This window comes from Ramlibacter monticola (assembly GCF_016722785.1).
GTDB classification, from domain to species: domain Bacteria; phylum Pseudomonadota; class Gammaproteobacteria; order Burkholderiales; family Burkholderiaceae_C; genus Ramlibacter; species Ramlibacter monticola.
In genome coordinates this window covers 397,191-410,477 of record NZ_JAEQNE010000002.1, presented here as the reverse complement: position 1 = coordinate 410,477, position 13,287 = coordinate 397,191, and the positions used below count along the sequence as shown (strand labels likewise).

The window sequence follows — 13,287 nt, the reverse complement described above, 5'->3', positions numbered from 1 at the left end:
TTATCCGCGCGCGACTCCCAGTGGCTTTGCAGCGGCATCGCCCGCCCCGTAGGCGAGCAGGCGCAGGGCATTGCCGACCACCAGCAGGGTGGAGCCTTCGTGGAACAGCACCGCGACGCCGATGTTCAATCCCAGGATGGTGGCGGGAATCAGCACCGCCACCACGCCGAGGCTGACCCACAGGTTCTGCCGGATGATGCGGCTGGTCTGGCGCGAGAGGCCGACCGCGAAGGGCAACTGGCCGAGGTCGTCGGCCATCAGGGCGACGTCCGCCGTCTCCAGGGCCACGTCCGAACCGGCGGCCCCCATCGCGATGCCCACAGTGGCATGGGCCATCGCCGGCGCGTCGTTCACGCCATCGCCCACCATCGCGACCTTCCCGGCCTGGCCGCGCAGCGCCTGGATGGCCTGCACCTTGTCCTCGGGCAGGAGGTCCCCGCGCGCTTCGGTCAGGCCCACCGAGCGCGCGACCGCGTCGGCCACCTTCTGGTTGTCCCCGGAGATCATGATGAGCCGCTCGATGCCGAGCGCCTGGAGGGCCTTCATCACGCCGGCGGCAACCGGCCGCGGCGTGTCCATCACCCCGAGGACCCCGAGGTAGCGGTCGCCGTGCCGCACGATCATGGTGGTCCGCCCGCTTCCGACCAACCTGTCGTTCGCCTCCAGCACGTCCGCCGGGGGCCGCGGACCTGGCAGTTCCTCGAACAGTACGGGCTTGCCGACGTAGGCGGCCTCGCCGCCCACCACGCCGCGGACGCCACGCCCCGTGATGCTCCGCAGGTCGTGCGCTTCGGCGAACTGGGGCGCATCGACCAACAGGTCACCGGCCCCAGCCACGACCGCCGCCGCGAGCGGATGGTCGCTGTGGCGTTCCAGGGCGAGGGCCACCTGCAGCAGCTCTCCCTGGGCCACTCCGGCCGCCGCCACCGCATCCGTCAGGCGTGGCTTGCCCTCCGTCAGGGTGCCGGTCTTGTCGAAGGCAATGGCGGTGAGCGTGCCGAGGTTCTCCAGCGGGGCCCCGCCCTTGACCAGCACGCCGCTGCGGCCGGCGCGGGCGACGCCGCTGAGGACGGCGCTGGGCACCGAGATCGCCAGGGCACACGGGCTGGCCGCCACGAGCACGGCCATGGCGCGATAGAAGCTGGCGGAGAACGGTTCGTCGACGACCACCCAGGCGAACATCAGCAGGACCACCAGCACCAGCACCACGGGCACGAAGATCCGCTCGAAGCGTTCGGTGAAGTTCTGGGTGGGCGAGCGCTGGGCCTCGGCTTCCGTGACCAGCTTGACGACGCGGGCCATGGTGGATTCGCTCGAGCGGCGCGCGACCATCACGTCCACGGCGCCCGGCCCGTTGATCGTTCCTGCGAACACCCTGTGCTGCGCCGGCAGGTGGTCGAAGGAACGCAGGGCGGCCTCGGGATCTCCCACCGGCCGCTTGTCGACCGGCACGCTTTCGCCCGTGACGGGAGCCTGGTCCACGCAGGTCTGCCCGCGCACGACGAAGCCGTCGGCGGGCAGGCGCTCGTTCGGCCGGACCACGACGACGTCGCCGATCCGGAGTTCCGCGACCTCCACTTCCACGGTGCCGTCGCCCCGGCGCAGCAGTGCCCGCTCCGGGGCGAGCGTGGCCAGCGCCTCGATGGCGCGGCGGGCCCGGCCCATCGCATAGTGTTCCAGCGAGTGGCCGAGGCTGAAGAGAAAGAGCAGCAGTGCGCCTTCGGCCCACTTGCCCAGCGCCGCGGCGCCCGCCGCCGCCACCAGCATCAGGGTGTCGATCTCGAAACGGCGGGCGCGGGTGTTCTCCAGCGCCTCGCGCGAGGTGAAGTAGCCGCCCAGCAGGTACGCGGCGATGTAGCAAGCGAGGCTCACGCCCGGCGCGGCCGCGCTCCAGCGCCCGATCACCCATCCCGCCAGCACGGCAACCCCCGCGAGGAGCGCGAAGATCAGTTCGGACTGTTCCCCGAAGGGGCCGCCGTGGGCATGGGCATGGGCCGCGTGGGCACGGGCCGCGTGGGCGTGGCCCTCGTGCCGGTCCCCGGGGCCGTGATCATGCGCGTGGTCCTCGCCTTCCTCGTGCGCGTGCGCGGCCGGCTCCGCTCCGTGCTCCGCATGCGGGTGTTCGTCGCTGGAGGCTTCCTCCTCGATGCCCAGGTCCCTCAGCTGCTCGCGCAGGCTGGCAGCGTCCGTGCGGCTGCGGTCGAACTCGATCCGTATGCCTCCGGTGCCGGCCACCTCCGCCTCGACGACGCCGGGGAGCTGTTCCACCTGGGCGCCGAGACGCCGTGCGGCGCGGGCGTGCATGGCCGCTGCTCGCACGGCCAGGTGACCGATCTGGTCGGTGATCCGGGCTCCGTTCGCGCTCGCGATCTCCCGCACGCGCGCGAGGGAGATCTCGTGCGGGTCGTAGTGGATGCACAGCTGCGGCTTGCCCGGCGCTTCCCTGACGTGCGCATCGCGGATTCCCGGCTTGCCCTTCAATGCGGCGATCAGCAGCCCGACGCAACGGTCGCGCGCTTCCGAGACGTCCGGCAGCAGCAGCGGCAGGTCCAGCCTGAGTTTTTCCGTGACTGGCAAAGGCACTCTCCCCAATGATGCAGTCTACGCACTCGCGCCTCGGGCCCCCGCCGTCGCGAGCGCCGCGTCTTCCTCCTCGTCGCGCCGGTGGGCCCACCGATAGAGGACGGGCAGCACGAGCAGGGTCAGTGCCGTCGACGAGAGGATGCCGCCGATGACGACCGTGGCCAGGGGGCGCTGCACCTCGGCACCGGTGCCGGTCGCAAGCGCCATCGGGACGAAACCCAGGGAGGCCACGAGGGCCGTCATCAGGACCGGCCGCAAGCGCGTCGATGCGCCTTCGTCGATCGCCTGCTCGAGCGGTCGTCCTTCCTCGCGCAGGTTGCGGATGAAGGTCAGCATCACCAGCCCGTTGAGCACGGCCACCCCCGAAAGCGCGATGAATCCCACGGCGGCGGAAATCGACAGGGGGATCCCGCGCGCCCAGAGGGCGAGCACTCCGCCGGTCAGCGCGAACGGAATGCCGGTGAACACGAGCAGTCCGTCCTTCACGTTGCCGAACATGGCGAAGAGCAGCACGAACACCAGCAGCAGCGCCAGCGGAATCACCAGCTGCAGCCGCCTGGTTGCGGACTCCAGCTGCTCGAAGGTTCCGCCCCAGGTGGTCCAGTACCCCGCCGGGACCTTGACCCGCTCCTCGATCGCGGCTTGCGCATCGGCGACGAAGGAGCCGAGGTCGCGGCCGGTCACGTTCGCGCTGACGACCACGCGCCGCTTGCCGTTTTCGCGCGAGACCTGGTTCGGCCCTGGGGCGAGCTCCAGGGTGGCGACTTCCGCCAGCGGGATGTAGCTCGTCCTGCCGGCCTCCGCGCTGCGAGGCAACGGGACGGGCAGGCGGCTCAGGGCCTGCAGGTCGCCCCGGACCGATTCCGGCAGCCGCACCAGCAGCTCGAATCGGCGGTCGCCCTGGAAGACCGTGCCGGCCTCGCGACCGCCGATGGCCGTGGCGACCACGTCCTGCACGTCGCTCATGTTCAGGCCGTAGCGCGTGGCCTTGCCGCGGTCGATGTGGACGGTGAGCATGGGCAGGCCGGTGGTCTGTTCCACCTTCACCTCGGTGGCGCCGGGGACGCGCTGGAGAACCGCGGCGATGCGGTTCGCCGTGGAGTCGAGGACGTTCTCGTCGTCGCCGAACACCTTGACCGCGACGTCCGAACGCACCCCGGAGATGAGTTCGTTGAAGCGCAGCTGGATCGGCTGCGAGAACTCGTAGCTGTTCCCCGGAATGCTGGCCGTCTCGTCCCGGATGGCTTCGATGAGCTCGTCGCGCGTCTTGCGCGGCTCGGGCCACTGGTCCACCGGCTTGAGCATGATGTAGCCGTCGGAGATGTTCGGCGGCATCGGGTCGGCCGCGATTTCGGCCGTGCCGGTGCGGGCGAATACCCGCTCGATTTCGGGGAACCTGGTCTTGAGCCTCGTTTCCAGCTGCTTCTGCATCTCCACCGACTGGGTCAGGCTGGTGCCCGGAATCCGCAGCGCCTGGATGGCGAAGTCGCCCTCGTTCAGGTTCGGGACGAACTCGCTGCCGAGCCTGGTCGCCACCGCGAGGCAGAACAGGACCAGCACGCCGGCGAACGTCAGCACCACGGGGACGTTGTCCATCGTGGCCTTCAGCAGGGGCTGGTAAAGGCGCTCCGCCCACGTCATGACCCGGCTCTCCTTCCCCGACACCTTGCCGCCCATGAAGAGTGCCACGGCGGCGGGCACGAAGGTGACGGACAGCAGCATGGCGCCGAGCAGCGCCAGCAGCACGGTGTACGCCATGGGGTGGAACATCTTCCCCTCGACGCCCGTCAGCGCCAGGACGGGAACGTACACGACCATGATGATCAGCTGGCCGAAGAGCAGGGGCCGGCGCGCTTCCTGGGCGGCCGCGAACACCTCGTGCAGGCGCTCGGTCCGGTGGAGCGCGCGCCCGCGGTGGGCCTGCGCGTGCGCCAGCCGGCGGACGCAGTTCTCCACGATCACGACCGCGCCGTCGACGATGATGCCGAAGTCCAGCGCGCCCAGGCTCATGAGGTTGGCGCTGATGCCCGCCTTCACCATGCCGGTGAACGTGAACAGCATGGCCAGCGGGATCACCAGGGCCGTGATGAGCGCCGCGCGGATGTTCCCGAGGAACAGGAACAGCACGGCGACCACGAGCGCGGCGCCCTCCACGAGGTTCTTCTGCACCGTGGCGATCGCCTTGTCGACCAGGATCGTGCGGTCGTACACGGTGACCGCCTTGACGCCGGCGGGCAGGCTCTTGTTGATGAGCGCCATCTGCTTGTCGACCGCGCGGGACACCGCCCGGCTGTTCTCCCCCATCAGCATGAAGACGGTGCCCAGCACGACTTCCTCGCCGTTCTCGGTCGCGGCGCCGGTGCGCAGCTCGCGTCCGACGTCGACGTCGCCGATGTCGCGGATGCGGATCGGCTGGCCCTGGGCCCTGCCGACGATGACCTCGCGGATGTCCTCGATGGAGCGCACCTGGCCCGGCGCGCGCACCAGGTACTGCTCGCCGCGGCGTTCGATGTAGCCCGCGCCCTGGTTGGCGTTGTTCCGCTCCAGCGCGGAGACCACGTCGGCCAGGCTGAGGCCGTAGGCGGAGAGCCGCTCCAGGTTCGGCGCCACCACGTACTGCCTCTCGTAGCCTCCGATCGAGTTGATCTCGGTGACGCCGGGCACGTTGCGCAGCTGGGGCTTGATGACCCAGTCCTGGATCTCGCGCAGGTCCATGGGCGTGTAAGGCGTGCCGTCGCCCTTGTGCGCGCCGGGTTCCGCTTCCACGGTCCACAGGTAGATCTCGCCCAGGCCGGTCGAAATGGGCCCCATCACCGGGGTGACGCCGGCCGGCAGCCGGTCGCGGGCTTCCTGGATGCGCTGGTTCACCAGCTGCCGGGCGAAGTAGATGTTGGTGCCGTCCTGGAAGATGACCGTCACCTGGGACAGCCCATAGCGGGACAGCGAGCGCGTCTGGTCCAGGCCCGGCAGGCCGGCCATCACGGTTTCGACGGGGTAGGTGACGCGCTGCTCCATTTCGAGCGGCGAATACCCGGCAGCCTCCGTGTTGACGACGACCTGCACGTTGGAGATGTCGGCCACGGCGTCGACGGGCAGCTTCGTGGAGCTGTAGACCCCGAGGGCCGCCATGCCGAGGACGCCGAGCATCACCAGCCAGCGCTGCTCGATGCAGAAACGGATGATCTTCTCGAACATGGGCGGCCTCAGTGGGTGTGCTCGGTGCTGCCCTTGCCCATTTCGGCCTTGAGCACGAACGCGTTGGTCGTCGCCACCCTGTCGCCCGGCTGCAGGCCGCCGAGGATCTCGGTGTTCCTGCCATCGGAGCGTCCGGGCCGGACGGGGATCGGCTGGAAGCCGCCCGGCACGGCCCGGAAGACCATCGCCTGGTTCTCGATGCCCTGGATCGCCTCGGAAGGAACCGACAGGGGCACCCGCTCGTCGGCGCCCAGGACGCTCACGGTGACGAACAGGCCCGGCCGCCACGCGCCTTGCGGATTCGCGATGGTCACCCGTGCCCGGGCGGTCCGTGTCTGCTCGCCGAGCAGGGCGCCCACGTAGGAGATGACGCCCTGCGCGCGGGCCTGCGAAGCGCTCGACGAGACGACCACGCGCTGCCCGACGCGCACCACGTCCAGGTCCTGCGGGCCGACGGCGAATTCCGCCCAGACGGAACGGAGGTCGGAAATCGTGAACACGCTCGCATCCTCCTTGACGGATTCCCCGAGCGTGAGGTGCTTTTCGACGATGGTGCCGTCGAAGGGTGCGCGCAGCTCGAACTGGTTGAGGGCCGAGGTCTTGCCGAAGGCGCCGACGGCGGAGAGCTTCTGCTGCGCGTTGGTCACGGCGATTTCCGCCTCGCGCACGGCGTGCTGCGCCTGCAGGTAGTCCTGTTCGGCGGAGATCTTCTGTTCCCAGAGCTTGCGTTCGCGCTCCAGGGTCACGCGCGCCGCCTGCAGGCGCCGCTCGGCGGCGAGGTATTCGCTGCGCTGGTCGGAGACGGAGGTGCTCGCGAGCACGGCCAGCACCTGGCCGCGGCGGACCGACTGCCCCAGGTTCGCCGGAACGCTCTCGGCCACGCCCGCGAGCCGCGGCACCACGTGGGCGGTGCGGTCCTCGTTGAAGCGGATTTCGCCCTGGAACTCGTGCGCCGATTGCAGGGTGGCGGGACCGGCCGGGGCCACCCCCACGGCCGCAGCGCGTGCCTGGGCCTCGTTCAGCTTGACGACCCGGCGCTCGGACGTCCTGTCGTGCGTTCCGGCGGCCGCCTGCTGTTCGTTGGCGTGGTGTTCGTCCTCGTGCTCGTGCTTGTGCCCGGCCTGGTGTTCATCCTCGTCGTGATGATCGTCCTTGCCGTGGGCGTGCCCGTGTTCCTCGGCGGCGGGAGCGCGCCTGTCGGTCATGAGAACCGCGCCGCCGGCAGCGAGGCCGATGGCCAGGATGGCGGCCATGAGCAGGCGCTGCTTCTTGGTGATGTTCATGGAAATTTCCTTACTCGCCGAGGATGCGGTCGATGGAGCCGGCGGCCTGGTAGGCCGCGGCGAGGCTGTTCAGGTAGCGGCTGCGCGCGGCGAGCAGCGAGCGCTGCGCGTCGAGGACTTCGATGAAGCTGAACTTCCCGGCCTCGAAGCCCGTGAGGGCCGTCTGGTAGGCATGGAGGGCTGCCGGAAGGACGGTGCCCTGCAGGGTGGACGCAGTGGTCCGCGCCGCGGCCAGTCGGCTGGAGGCCTGCTGCACTTCCGAAGCGAGGCGCAGGCGCGTGGCCTCGGCTTCGTCGCTGGCCCGCTCGGCGAGCCTGGACGCTTCGTAGATGGCCCCCTCGTTCCGGTCGATGAAGGGCAGGGGAACGGAGACGCCCACGACGGCCTGGGTGCGCCCGAGTTCGTTGTCCCTCTTGGCGCCGACGCTGAGGGTCAGGTCCGGGCGCGCGCGCGTGCGCTCCACCTCCAGGAGGGCCCGCCTGCGCTCGACCTCCATGCGGCCGGCCTGCAGGGCCGGGGCGGTCTCCAGGCGGGCGAGGAGCTGGGGCAGGGCAGGGCGACCGGGCACCGCCGCGGCTCCCGCGGCGACCTCGGCGAATCGCGGCTCGACGTCGCCCATCGCCGTGGCCAGGGCCTGGCGGGCGGCCTGCAGTTCCGCGTCCGCCTCGACCGATTCGAGTTGCGCGTTGGCGAGGTCGACGGCGGCCCGCGTCTCCTCCACGGGGGAAACCTTGCCCGCGGCGACCCGCTTGGCGGCGACGTCGGCGCCGCGCCGGGCGAGTTCGACCGAACTGCCCGCGATCCGGGCGCGCTCCTGCGCCACGAGAACCTGGAAGTAGGCGCCGATCACGGTGCCGCGCACCTGCGCCTGCGCGTGCGCCACTTCGGCTTGCGCCACGTCGCGCGCGCGTTCGGCCGCCGTGACGCGGGCGGCCCGCTTGCCGCCAAGCTCCAGCGGCACGTCCACGGTGGCCGTGGTGGTCCGGGTCTCCTGCCGGAAGTCCTCGAGCGTCGCGTTCAGGACCGGGTTTCTCGGCGTCCCGGCCTGGCGGACCGCGCCCTCGGCGGCTTCGACGTTCCTCCGCGCGGCGGAGACCGTGGGACTGCGCGCGGTGGCGAGCTCCAGCGCCTGCTCCAGCGTCAGGCTAGGGGCGGTGGGCTGGGCCGGAGCGGCACCGGGGTTGAGCAATGCGGCTGCCAACCCAAGCAGCAATGGAAGTCTTCTCATCGAATCTCATGGTTGAACTTGGATTCGGCGAGACGAAAGGGACGGGGGTGTCGGTCGTCTCGCCGGTCAGGCGAGACGCGCCCACTGGGGGCGTTCGGGTGCGTGCGGTGGAGGCGCGGGGGGACGGCGTGCGGGCTGCAGGACCGGGGCCTCGCCCGGGCGGGGATCGGCGAACACGGGGACCGCGGCCGCCAGCGGGGACAGGCCGGCCGCGTGGCAGGTCCCGCAGTCGTTGTCCTGGGCCAGGTCGCCGACGTCGGCGAGAGTGGCCTGGTTCGCCTTGTGGACGTGCTCGTGGTGGCCGAAATGCTCGCCACCGGATTCGTGGTGGCAATACGCGGCCGCGCCGGCCCACACCAACTGCATGGGGAGGAACAGGGTCAGGAACAGCAGGACCAGGCGGCGCATTTGATGCAAATTATTACAGTTCGCCCCGAAGCTTCAAGACCTTCGTGCCGGCCCGCGGGTTAATCCCTGTGTCGCAAAAGCCGCCCGCCACATCGCCCCCACTGCGCCGTCGGCGCTGTAGCCGTTCGTCAGCGCGGCCGCGGAGCGACCGCCAGGTGGATGGAGTAGGTGCGGCGCGACCTGGCCCCGACGAACTGCCCTTCGCCGATGCGCTCGAGGACTTCCCCCGAACCGATCAGTTTGACGAAGCGCTTGAGGGGGATGACCTGGACGCCCGGCTGGCCGTCCAGGCTTCCTGCAAGGTACTCCATGGCAGGGTGGCCGTTGCCAAACTCATCGGTCACGGTGAAGTAGGTTCGTGGCTGGTCCAGTGGGTCCATGGGTGTACCCGAAAATTGCTGCAGTGCAGCAGTATTAGTCGAAATCCCCCTTCAGGGCAAATCCCCTCGGCGGGCGCGGGCGCGTCGCCGGAAAGGTGTTGCGGGAACCCTGCACCTCTCGGGTTCAGCGCACCGCCTCCCACCAGCGCGTCGACTGGAACGGGCGGTCTGCATCCACCATCTCGCCCACGCGGGGCGTCACCAGCTCCACGCCGGCGCGGGAAGCCTCTTCGACCGTGCGCCGGATCGGCTCGTCCCAGGCGTGATAGGCGAGGTTGAAGGTGGACCAGTGGACGGGGAACATGCGCCGGGCGCGGACGTCGCGGTGCACCTGCACGGCCTGTTCGGGCGGCATGTGGATGTCGGTCCACGCGGCGCCGGGCCCGTAGGCGCCGATCTTGATGAAGGCCAGGTCGAACGGGCCGAGTCGCGCGCCGATGTCCCGGAACAGCTGGCCGTAGCCGGTGTCGCCGCTGTAGAAGAAGCGATGCCGCGGCCCGAGGACGGACCAGCTCGACCACAGGGTCGAGCTTCGGTTGCGCAAGCCGCGGCCGGAGTAGTGGCGCGTGGGCGTGCACACGATCCGCAGGCCGCCCAGCGAACGCTCCTGCCACCATTCCAGTTCCTCGACCTGCGCGGGCGGAACGCCCCACCGCTCCAGGTGGGCACCGATGCCCAGCGGCACGAAGAAGCGCGAGCCGCGCTGCCCCAGCTGGCGCACTGTCTCCATGTCCAGGTGGTCGTAGTGGTCGTGCGAGATGAGCACGGCGTCGATGCGGGGCAGGTCGGCCAGCGCGATCGGGGGCGGATGGAAGCGCCGGGGTCCCACCGGCAGCGGCGACACCCGCTCGGAGAACACCGGGTCCAGCAGGAAGCGCAGCCCGTCGATCTCCACGTAGGCGCTGGCATGGCCGATCCAGAACGCCCTCAGGCCGCTGGCCGCCGGGGTCGTGCCCAGTGCCGCCTTGTCCACCGTCATCACGGGGATCGGTGCCGGCGGCTGGCGCACCTCGTCGCCGGAGAACTGCCGCAGGGCGTATTCGACCAGCGAGGTCGTGCTGGGGGCCTCGGGCTCCAGGTTGACGAAGCGGCCGTCGCGGTACTGCGGATTGGCCTGGGCGCGCGCCAGGCGCGCGCCGGTCATGGGCGCGCCGAACTGGGGCTGCGACAGCACCACCCACCCCGCGGCAAGGAGCACGCCGGCCACGGCCGCGAGCGCGAGCAGCGCTCGCACGAGCCCGCGTGCTGCTCCTGGCTGGCCGCCGGGGCCGGCGGGCCTGCGGCTCACGCCGGCGGCGTCAGCTGGTTGCGCAGCGGCAAGGCACGGATGCGCCGGCCCGTGGCCGCGTGGATCGCATTCATCAGCGCCGGCGCGATCACCGGCACGCCCGGCTCGCCGACGCCGCCCAGCGGCACCTCCCAGGAGGAGGGCATGATGTGCACGACGATCTTCTTCGGCGCCAGGTTCATGCGGGCGACCTCGAACTGGTGGAAGTTGCCCTGCTCGGCGCGCCCGTTCTTGAAGGTCACCTCGCTCAGGACCGCCTGGCTGAGGCCCATCACGCAGGCGCCTTCGATCTGCGAGCGCACCCGATCCGGGTTGACCGTCGGCCCGCAATCGACCGCCACGTCGACCCGCGGGATGGAGATGTCGCCCTTGGGGCTCACGTCGACGTGCACGACCGCCGCGATGTAGCTCACGAAGCTGTAGTGCGCCGCCAGCCCGAGGCCCTGTCCCGTGGGCAGCTTCCTGCCCCAGCCGCCCTCCTGGGTCGCCCTCAGCACCACCTGCCGCAGGCGGCCGGTGTTGATCGGATAGCGCTCCGGCGACTCGCCATGGTTCCAGCCCTCGCCGATGGTGGCGGGGTTGATCAGCCGGTCCGGCCCCAGCAGTTCCAGCAGGTAGTCGCGATGGTCCTTGCCCAGCGCCTGCGCGATCTCCGCGATGAAGGACTGCGAGGCGAACGCATGCTGGATGTTGTTGACGGCGCGCAGCCAGCCGATCCGCGTGTGCGCGGTCGCCGCCGGGTTCTCGATCCTCACGTTCGGGATCGCATAGGGCAGGCCGACCAGGCCCAGTCCGAGCTCGAAGGGCGCGAGCTGCTTCGGGTCCGGCGCGAAGATCGAGAGGATCGTGGGCTCGGCGGTGCGCTGCAGCCACGCCACGACCTTGCCGTTCGCGTCGAGCCCGGCTTCGACGTGCTGGGCCGAGACCGCATGGAAGTAGTCGTTGTGCAGGTCGTCCTCGCGGGTCCACGTCAGCTTCACCGGTTGGCCTCCCATTTCCCGGGACACCAGCGCCGCCTCGAGCACGAAGTCCTGCTTGGACTTGCGGCCGAAGCCGCCTCCGAGCAGCGTGACGTTGACGGTGACCTTGTCCGGCGCGAGGCCGAGCCGCTTGACCAGCCGGTCGCGCGCGGCCTGCGGCGACTGCGTGGGCGCCCAGACCTCGCACACGCCGTTCGTGATGCGCGCGGTGGCGGCGGGGCATTCCATGGAGGCGTGCGCATAGTGGGGAACGTAGTAGTTCGCGTCGACCCGCTTCGCCGCGCCGGCGAGCGCGGCCATCGCGTCACCGTCGTTGCGCACCACCTTGCCGCCGGGCTTCAGCACCGCCTGCTCCAGTTCGGCGCGGTAGGCGGCGGAGTCGTAGCCCGCGTGCGGCCCGTCGTCCCACTCGATCTTCAGCAGGCTGCGTCCCTTGATCGCGGCCCAGGTGTCCTTGCCCACGACGACGACGCCACCGACCGGCTGGAATTCCGAAGGCGGAGGTGCTCCTTCGAGCTGGAAGATCTTCACGACCCCGGGCACCTTCTGCGCCTCGGCCATGTCCACCGACTTGACCTTGCCTCCGAGCACCGGCGGCCGTGCGATCACGGCGTAGAGCATGCCGGGCAGGCGGGTGTCGATGCCGTACTGGCTCCTGCCGGTGACGATGGCTTCGCCGTCGGTGAGGAAGGTGTCGGTCTTGCCGATGTAGCGGAAGCGGGAGGGGTCCTTCAGCCGCAGGCTCGCGGCCGGCGGCACGTCCAGCCTGGCGGCGGCAACCGCCAGGGCTCCATAGGCCAGCTTGCGCCCGCTGGCCTTGTGGACGACCTCGTGGTTCCTCGCCTCGACCTCGCCTGCCGGCACCTTCCAGCGCTGGGCAGCGGCCTGTTCCAGCATCTGGCGGGCGGCCGCGCCGCAGCGGCGCATCGGGTCCAGCCAGTGGCGCGTGGACCGGGAGCCATCGGTGTCCTGGTTGCCGTACTTGGCCTCGTCGCCTTCGGCCTGCACCACGCGCACGCGCTTCCAGTCGGCTTCCAGCTCGTCGGCGACGATCTTCGGGATGCTCGTGCGCACGCCCTGTCCCATCTCCGCGCGGTGGCAGACGATGCGCACCAGGCCGTCCGGGGCGATGGAGACGAAGACCCGGGGACTGTCGCGCAGCCCGTTGGGCATGCCGTCGCCGCCGTACTTCGCGGGCTCCTGGGCCTGGCCTTGCATCGGCAGCCCGATGGAGAGCACCAGGCCGGCCAGGGGAACGCCCTTGAGCAGGCCGCGGCGCCTCAGGCCGGCGGCTTCGGGGCGGTGGGAGATGTCCGTGGCGCTGACGGACGCGGCGGCCGCGATGCCGCCCGGGTTCAGGCTGGAGGTGTTCATGCGCGCTCCTCCGGAATGCCGGCCGCGAGCTTGATCGCACTGCGGATGCGGGTGTAGGTGCCGCAGCGGCAGACGTTGCCGCTCATGGCCTCGTCGATGTCCGCGTCACTGGGCTTGCGGTTCTGTTGCAGCAGCGCGCAGGCGCTCATGATCTGGCCGGCCTGGCAGTAGCCGCACTGCGGCACGCCCACCTTGAGCCAGGCCGCCTGCACCGCCTTGCCGGTCGCCGTGGACGCGATGCCCTCGATCGTCGTGATCCTGCGACCCACCGCGGCCGAGAGCGGCGTCTTGCAGGCGCGCGCGGGCTGCCCGTCCAGGTGCACGGTGCACGCGCCGCACAGCGCCATGCCGCAGCCGAACTTGGTGCCGGTGAGGCCGACGTGGTCCCGCAGCACCCACAGCAAGGGGGTGTCGGGGGGAGCGTCGACGCTGGTCGACTTGCCGTTGATCTGGAGCGTGGTCACGTCGTCCTCCTTGCTCGCGCGAATGCCGGACTGGCTCGCGGGGATTCCCGGTGGGCGGCCATCATGCGGCGACGTGCGCGGCGCGTGAAAAAGTGGCGACGAGA

General features: G+C 70.6%; 9 protein-coding genes. All 9 read right to left on the bottom strand.

The window, feature by feature from the left end; translation table 11 throughout:
- The 9 genes from JJ685_RS09850 to JJ685_RS09810 all read right to left on the bottom strand — a co-directional run bounded on the left by JJ685_RS09850 (window position 1) and on the right by JJ685_RS09810 (window position 13,183).
- The gene (locus tag JJ685_RS09850; RefSeq protein ID WP_201674072.1) at window positions 1–2,577 is read right to left on the bottom strand and encodes a heavy metal translocating P-type ATPase; all 2,577 of its coding nucleotides are present in this window, start codon (window positions 2,575–2,577) and stop codon (window positions 1–3) included.
- A 24-nt stretch (window positions 2,578–2,601) separates the two neighbouring features.
- Window positions 2,602–5,778 (bottom strand): CusA/CzcA family heavy metal efflux RND transporter, encoded by a 3,177-nt coding sequence (locus JJ685_RS09845; RefSeq protein WP_201674071.1) that lies wholly within the window; start codon window positions 5,776–5,778, stop codon window positions 2,602–2,604.
- 8 nt (window positions 5,779–5,786) lie between these two features.
- Entirely contained in the window at window positions 5,787–7,061 is a 1,275-nt protein-coding gene (locus tag JJ685_RS09840) for an efflux RND transporter periplasmic adaptor subunit (protein WP_201674070.1), read from the bottom strand.
- A 10-nt stretch (window positions 7,062–7,071) separates the two neighbouring features.
- On the bottom strand, window positions 7,072–8,289 hold the full coding sequence (locus tag JJ685_RS09835) for a TolC family protein (RefSeq protein WP_201674069.1): 1,218 nt from the start codon (window positions 8,287–8,289) through the stop codon (window positions 7,072–7,074).
- 66 nt (window positions 8,290–8,355) lie between these two features.
- Window positions 8,356–8,697 carry a DUF2946 family protein gene (locus tag JJ685_RS09830; protein ID WP_201674068.1) on the bottom strand — a complete coding sequence of 114 codons (342 nt, stop codon included), beginning with the start codon at window positions 8,695–8,697 and terminating at the stop codon, window positions 8,356–8,358.
- Between the two features lie 128 nt (window positions 8,698–8,825).
- Window positions 8,826–9,077 (bottom strand): hypothetical protein, encoded by a 252-nt coding sequence (locus JJ685_RS09825; RefSeq protein ID WP_201674067.1) that lies wholly within the window; start codon window positions 9,075–9,077, stop codon window positions 8,826–8,828.
- A 124-nt stretch (window positions 9,078–9,201) separates the two neighbouring features.
- The gene (locus tag JJ685_RS09820; RefSeq protein ID WP_201674066.1) at window positions 9,202–10,311 is read right to left on the bottom strand and encodes an MBL fold metallo-hydrolase; all 1,110 of its coding nucleotides are present in this window, start codon (window positions 10,309–10,311) and stop codon (window positions 9,202–9,204) included.
- 50 nt (window positions 10,312–10,361) lie between these two features.
- Complete coding sequence (locus JJ685_RS09815; RefSeq protein WP_201674065.1) at window positions 10,362–12,719, bottom strand: xanthine dehydrogenase family protein molybdopterin-binding subunit; 2,358 nt, start codon at window positions 12,717–12,719, stop codon at window positions 10,362–10,364.
- Entirely contained in the window at window positions 12,716–13,183 is a 468-nt protein-coding gene (locus JJ685_RS09810) for a (2Fe-2S)-binding protein (RefSeq protein ID WP_201674064.1), read from the bottom strand. The genes JJ685_RS09815 and JJ685_RS09810 overlap by 4 nt, the downstream gene beginning before the upstream one ends.
- Window positions 13,184–13,287 lie beyond the last annotated feature (104 nt).

What these genes read in the sequence shown, in the direction of transcription:
- JJ685_RS09835 (WP_201674069.1), bottom strand. Translation starts at nt 8,289, where the DNA reads ATGAGAAGACTTCCATTGCTGCTTGGGTTGGCAGCCGCATTGCTCAAC.
- JJ685_RS09825 (WP_201674067.1), bottom strand. Translation starts at nt 9,077, where the DNA reads ATGGACCCACTGGACCAGCCACGAACCTACTTCACCGTGACCGATGAG.
- JJ685_RS09830 (WP_201674068.1), bottom strand. Translation starts at nt 8,697, where the DNA reads ATGCGCCGCCTGGTCCTGCTGTTCCTGACCCTGTTCCTCCCCATGCAG.
- JJ685_RS09845 (WP_201674071.1), bottom strand. Translation starts at nt 5,778, where the DNA reads ATGTTCGAGAAGATCATCCGTTTCTGCATCGAGCAGCGCTGGCTGGTG.
- JJ685_RS09840 (WP_201674070.1), bottom strand. Translation starts at nt 7,061, where the DNA reads ATGAACATCACCAAGAAGCAGCGCCTGCTCATGGCCGCCATCCTGGCC.
- JJ685_RS09815 (WP_201674065.1), bottom strand. Translation starts at nt 12,719, where the DNA reads ATGAACACCTCCAGCCTGAACCCGGGCGGCATCGCGGCCGCCGCGTCC.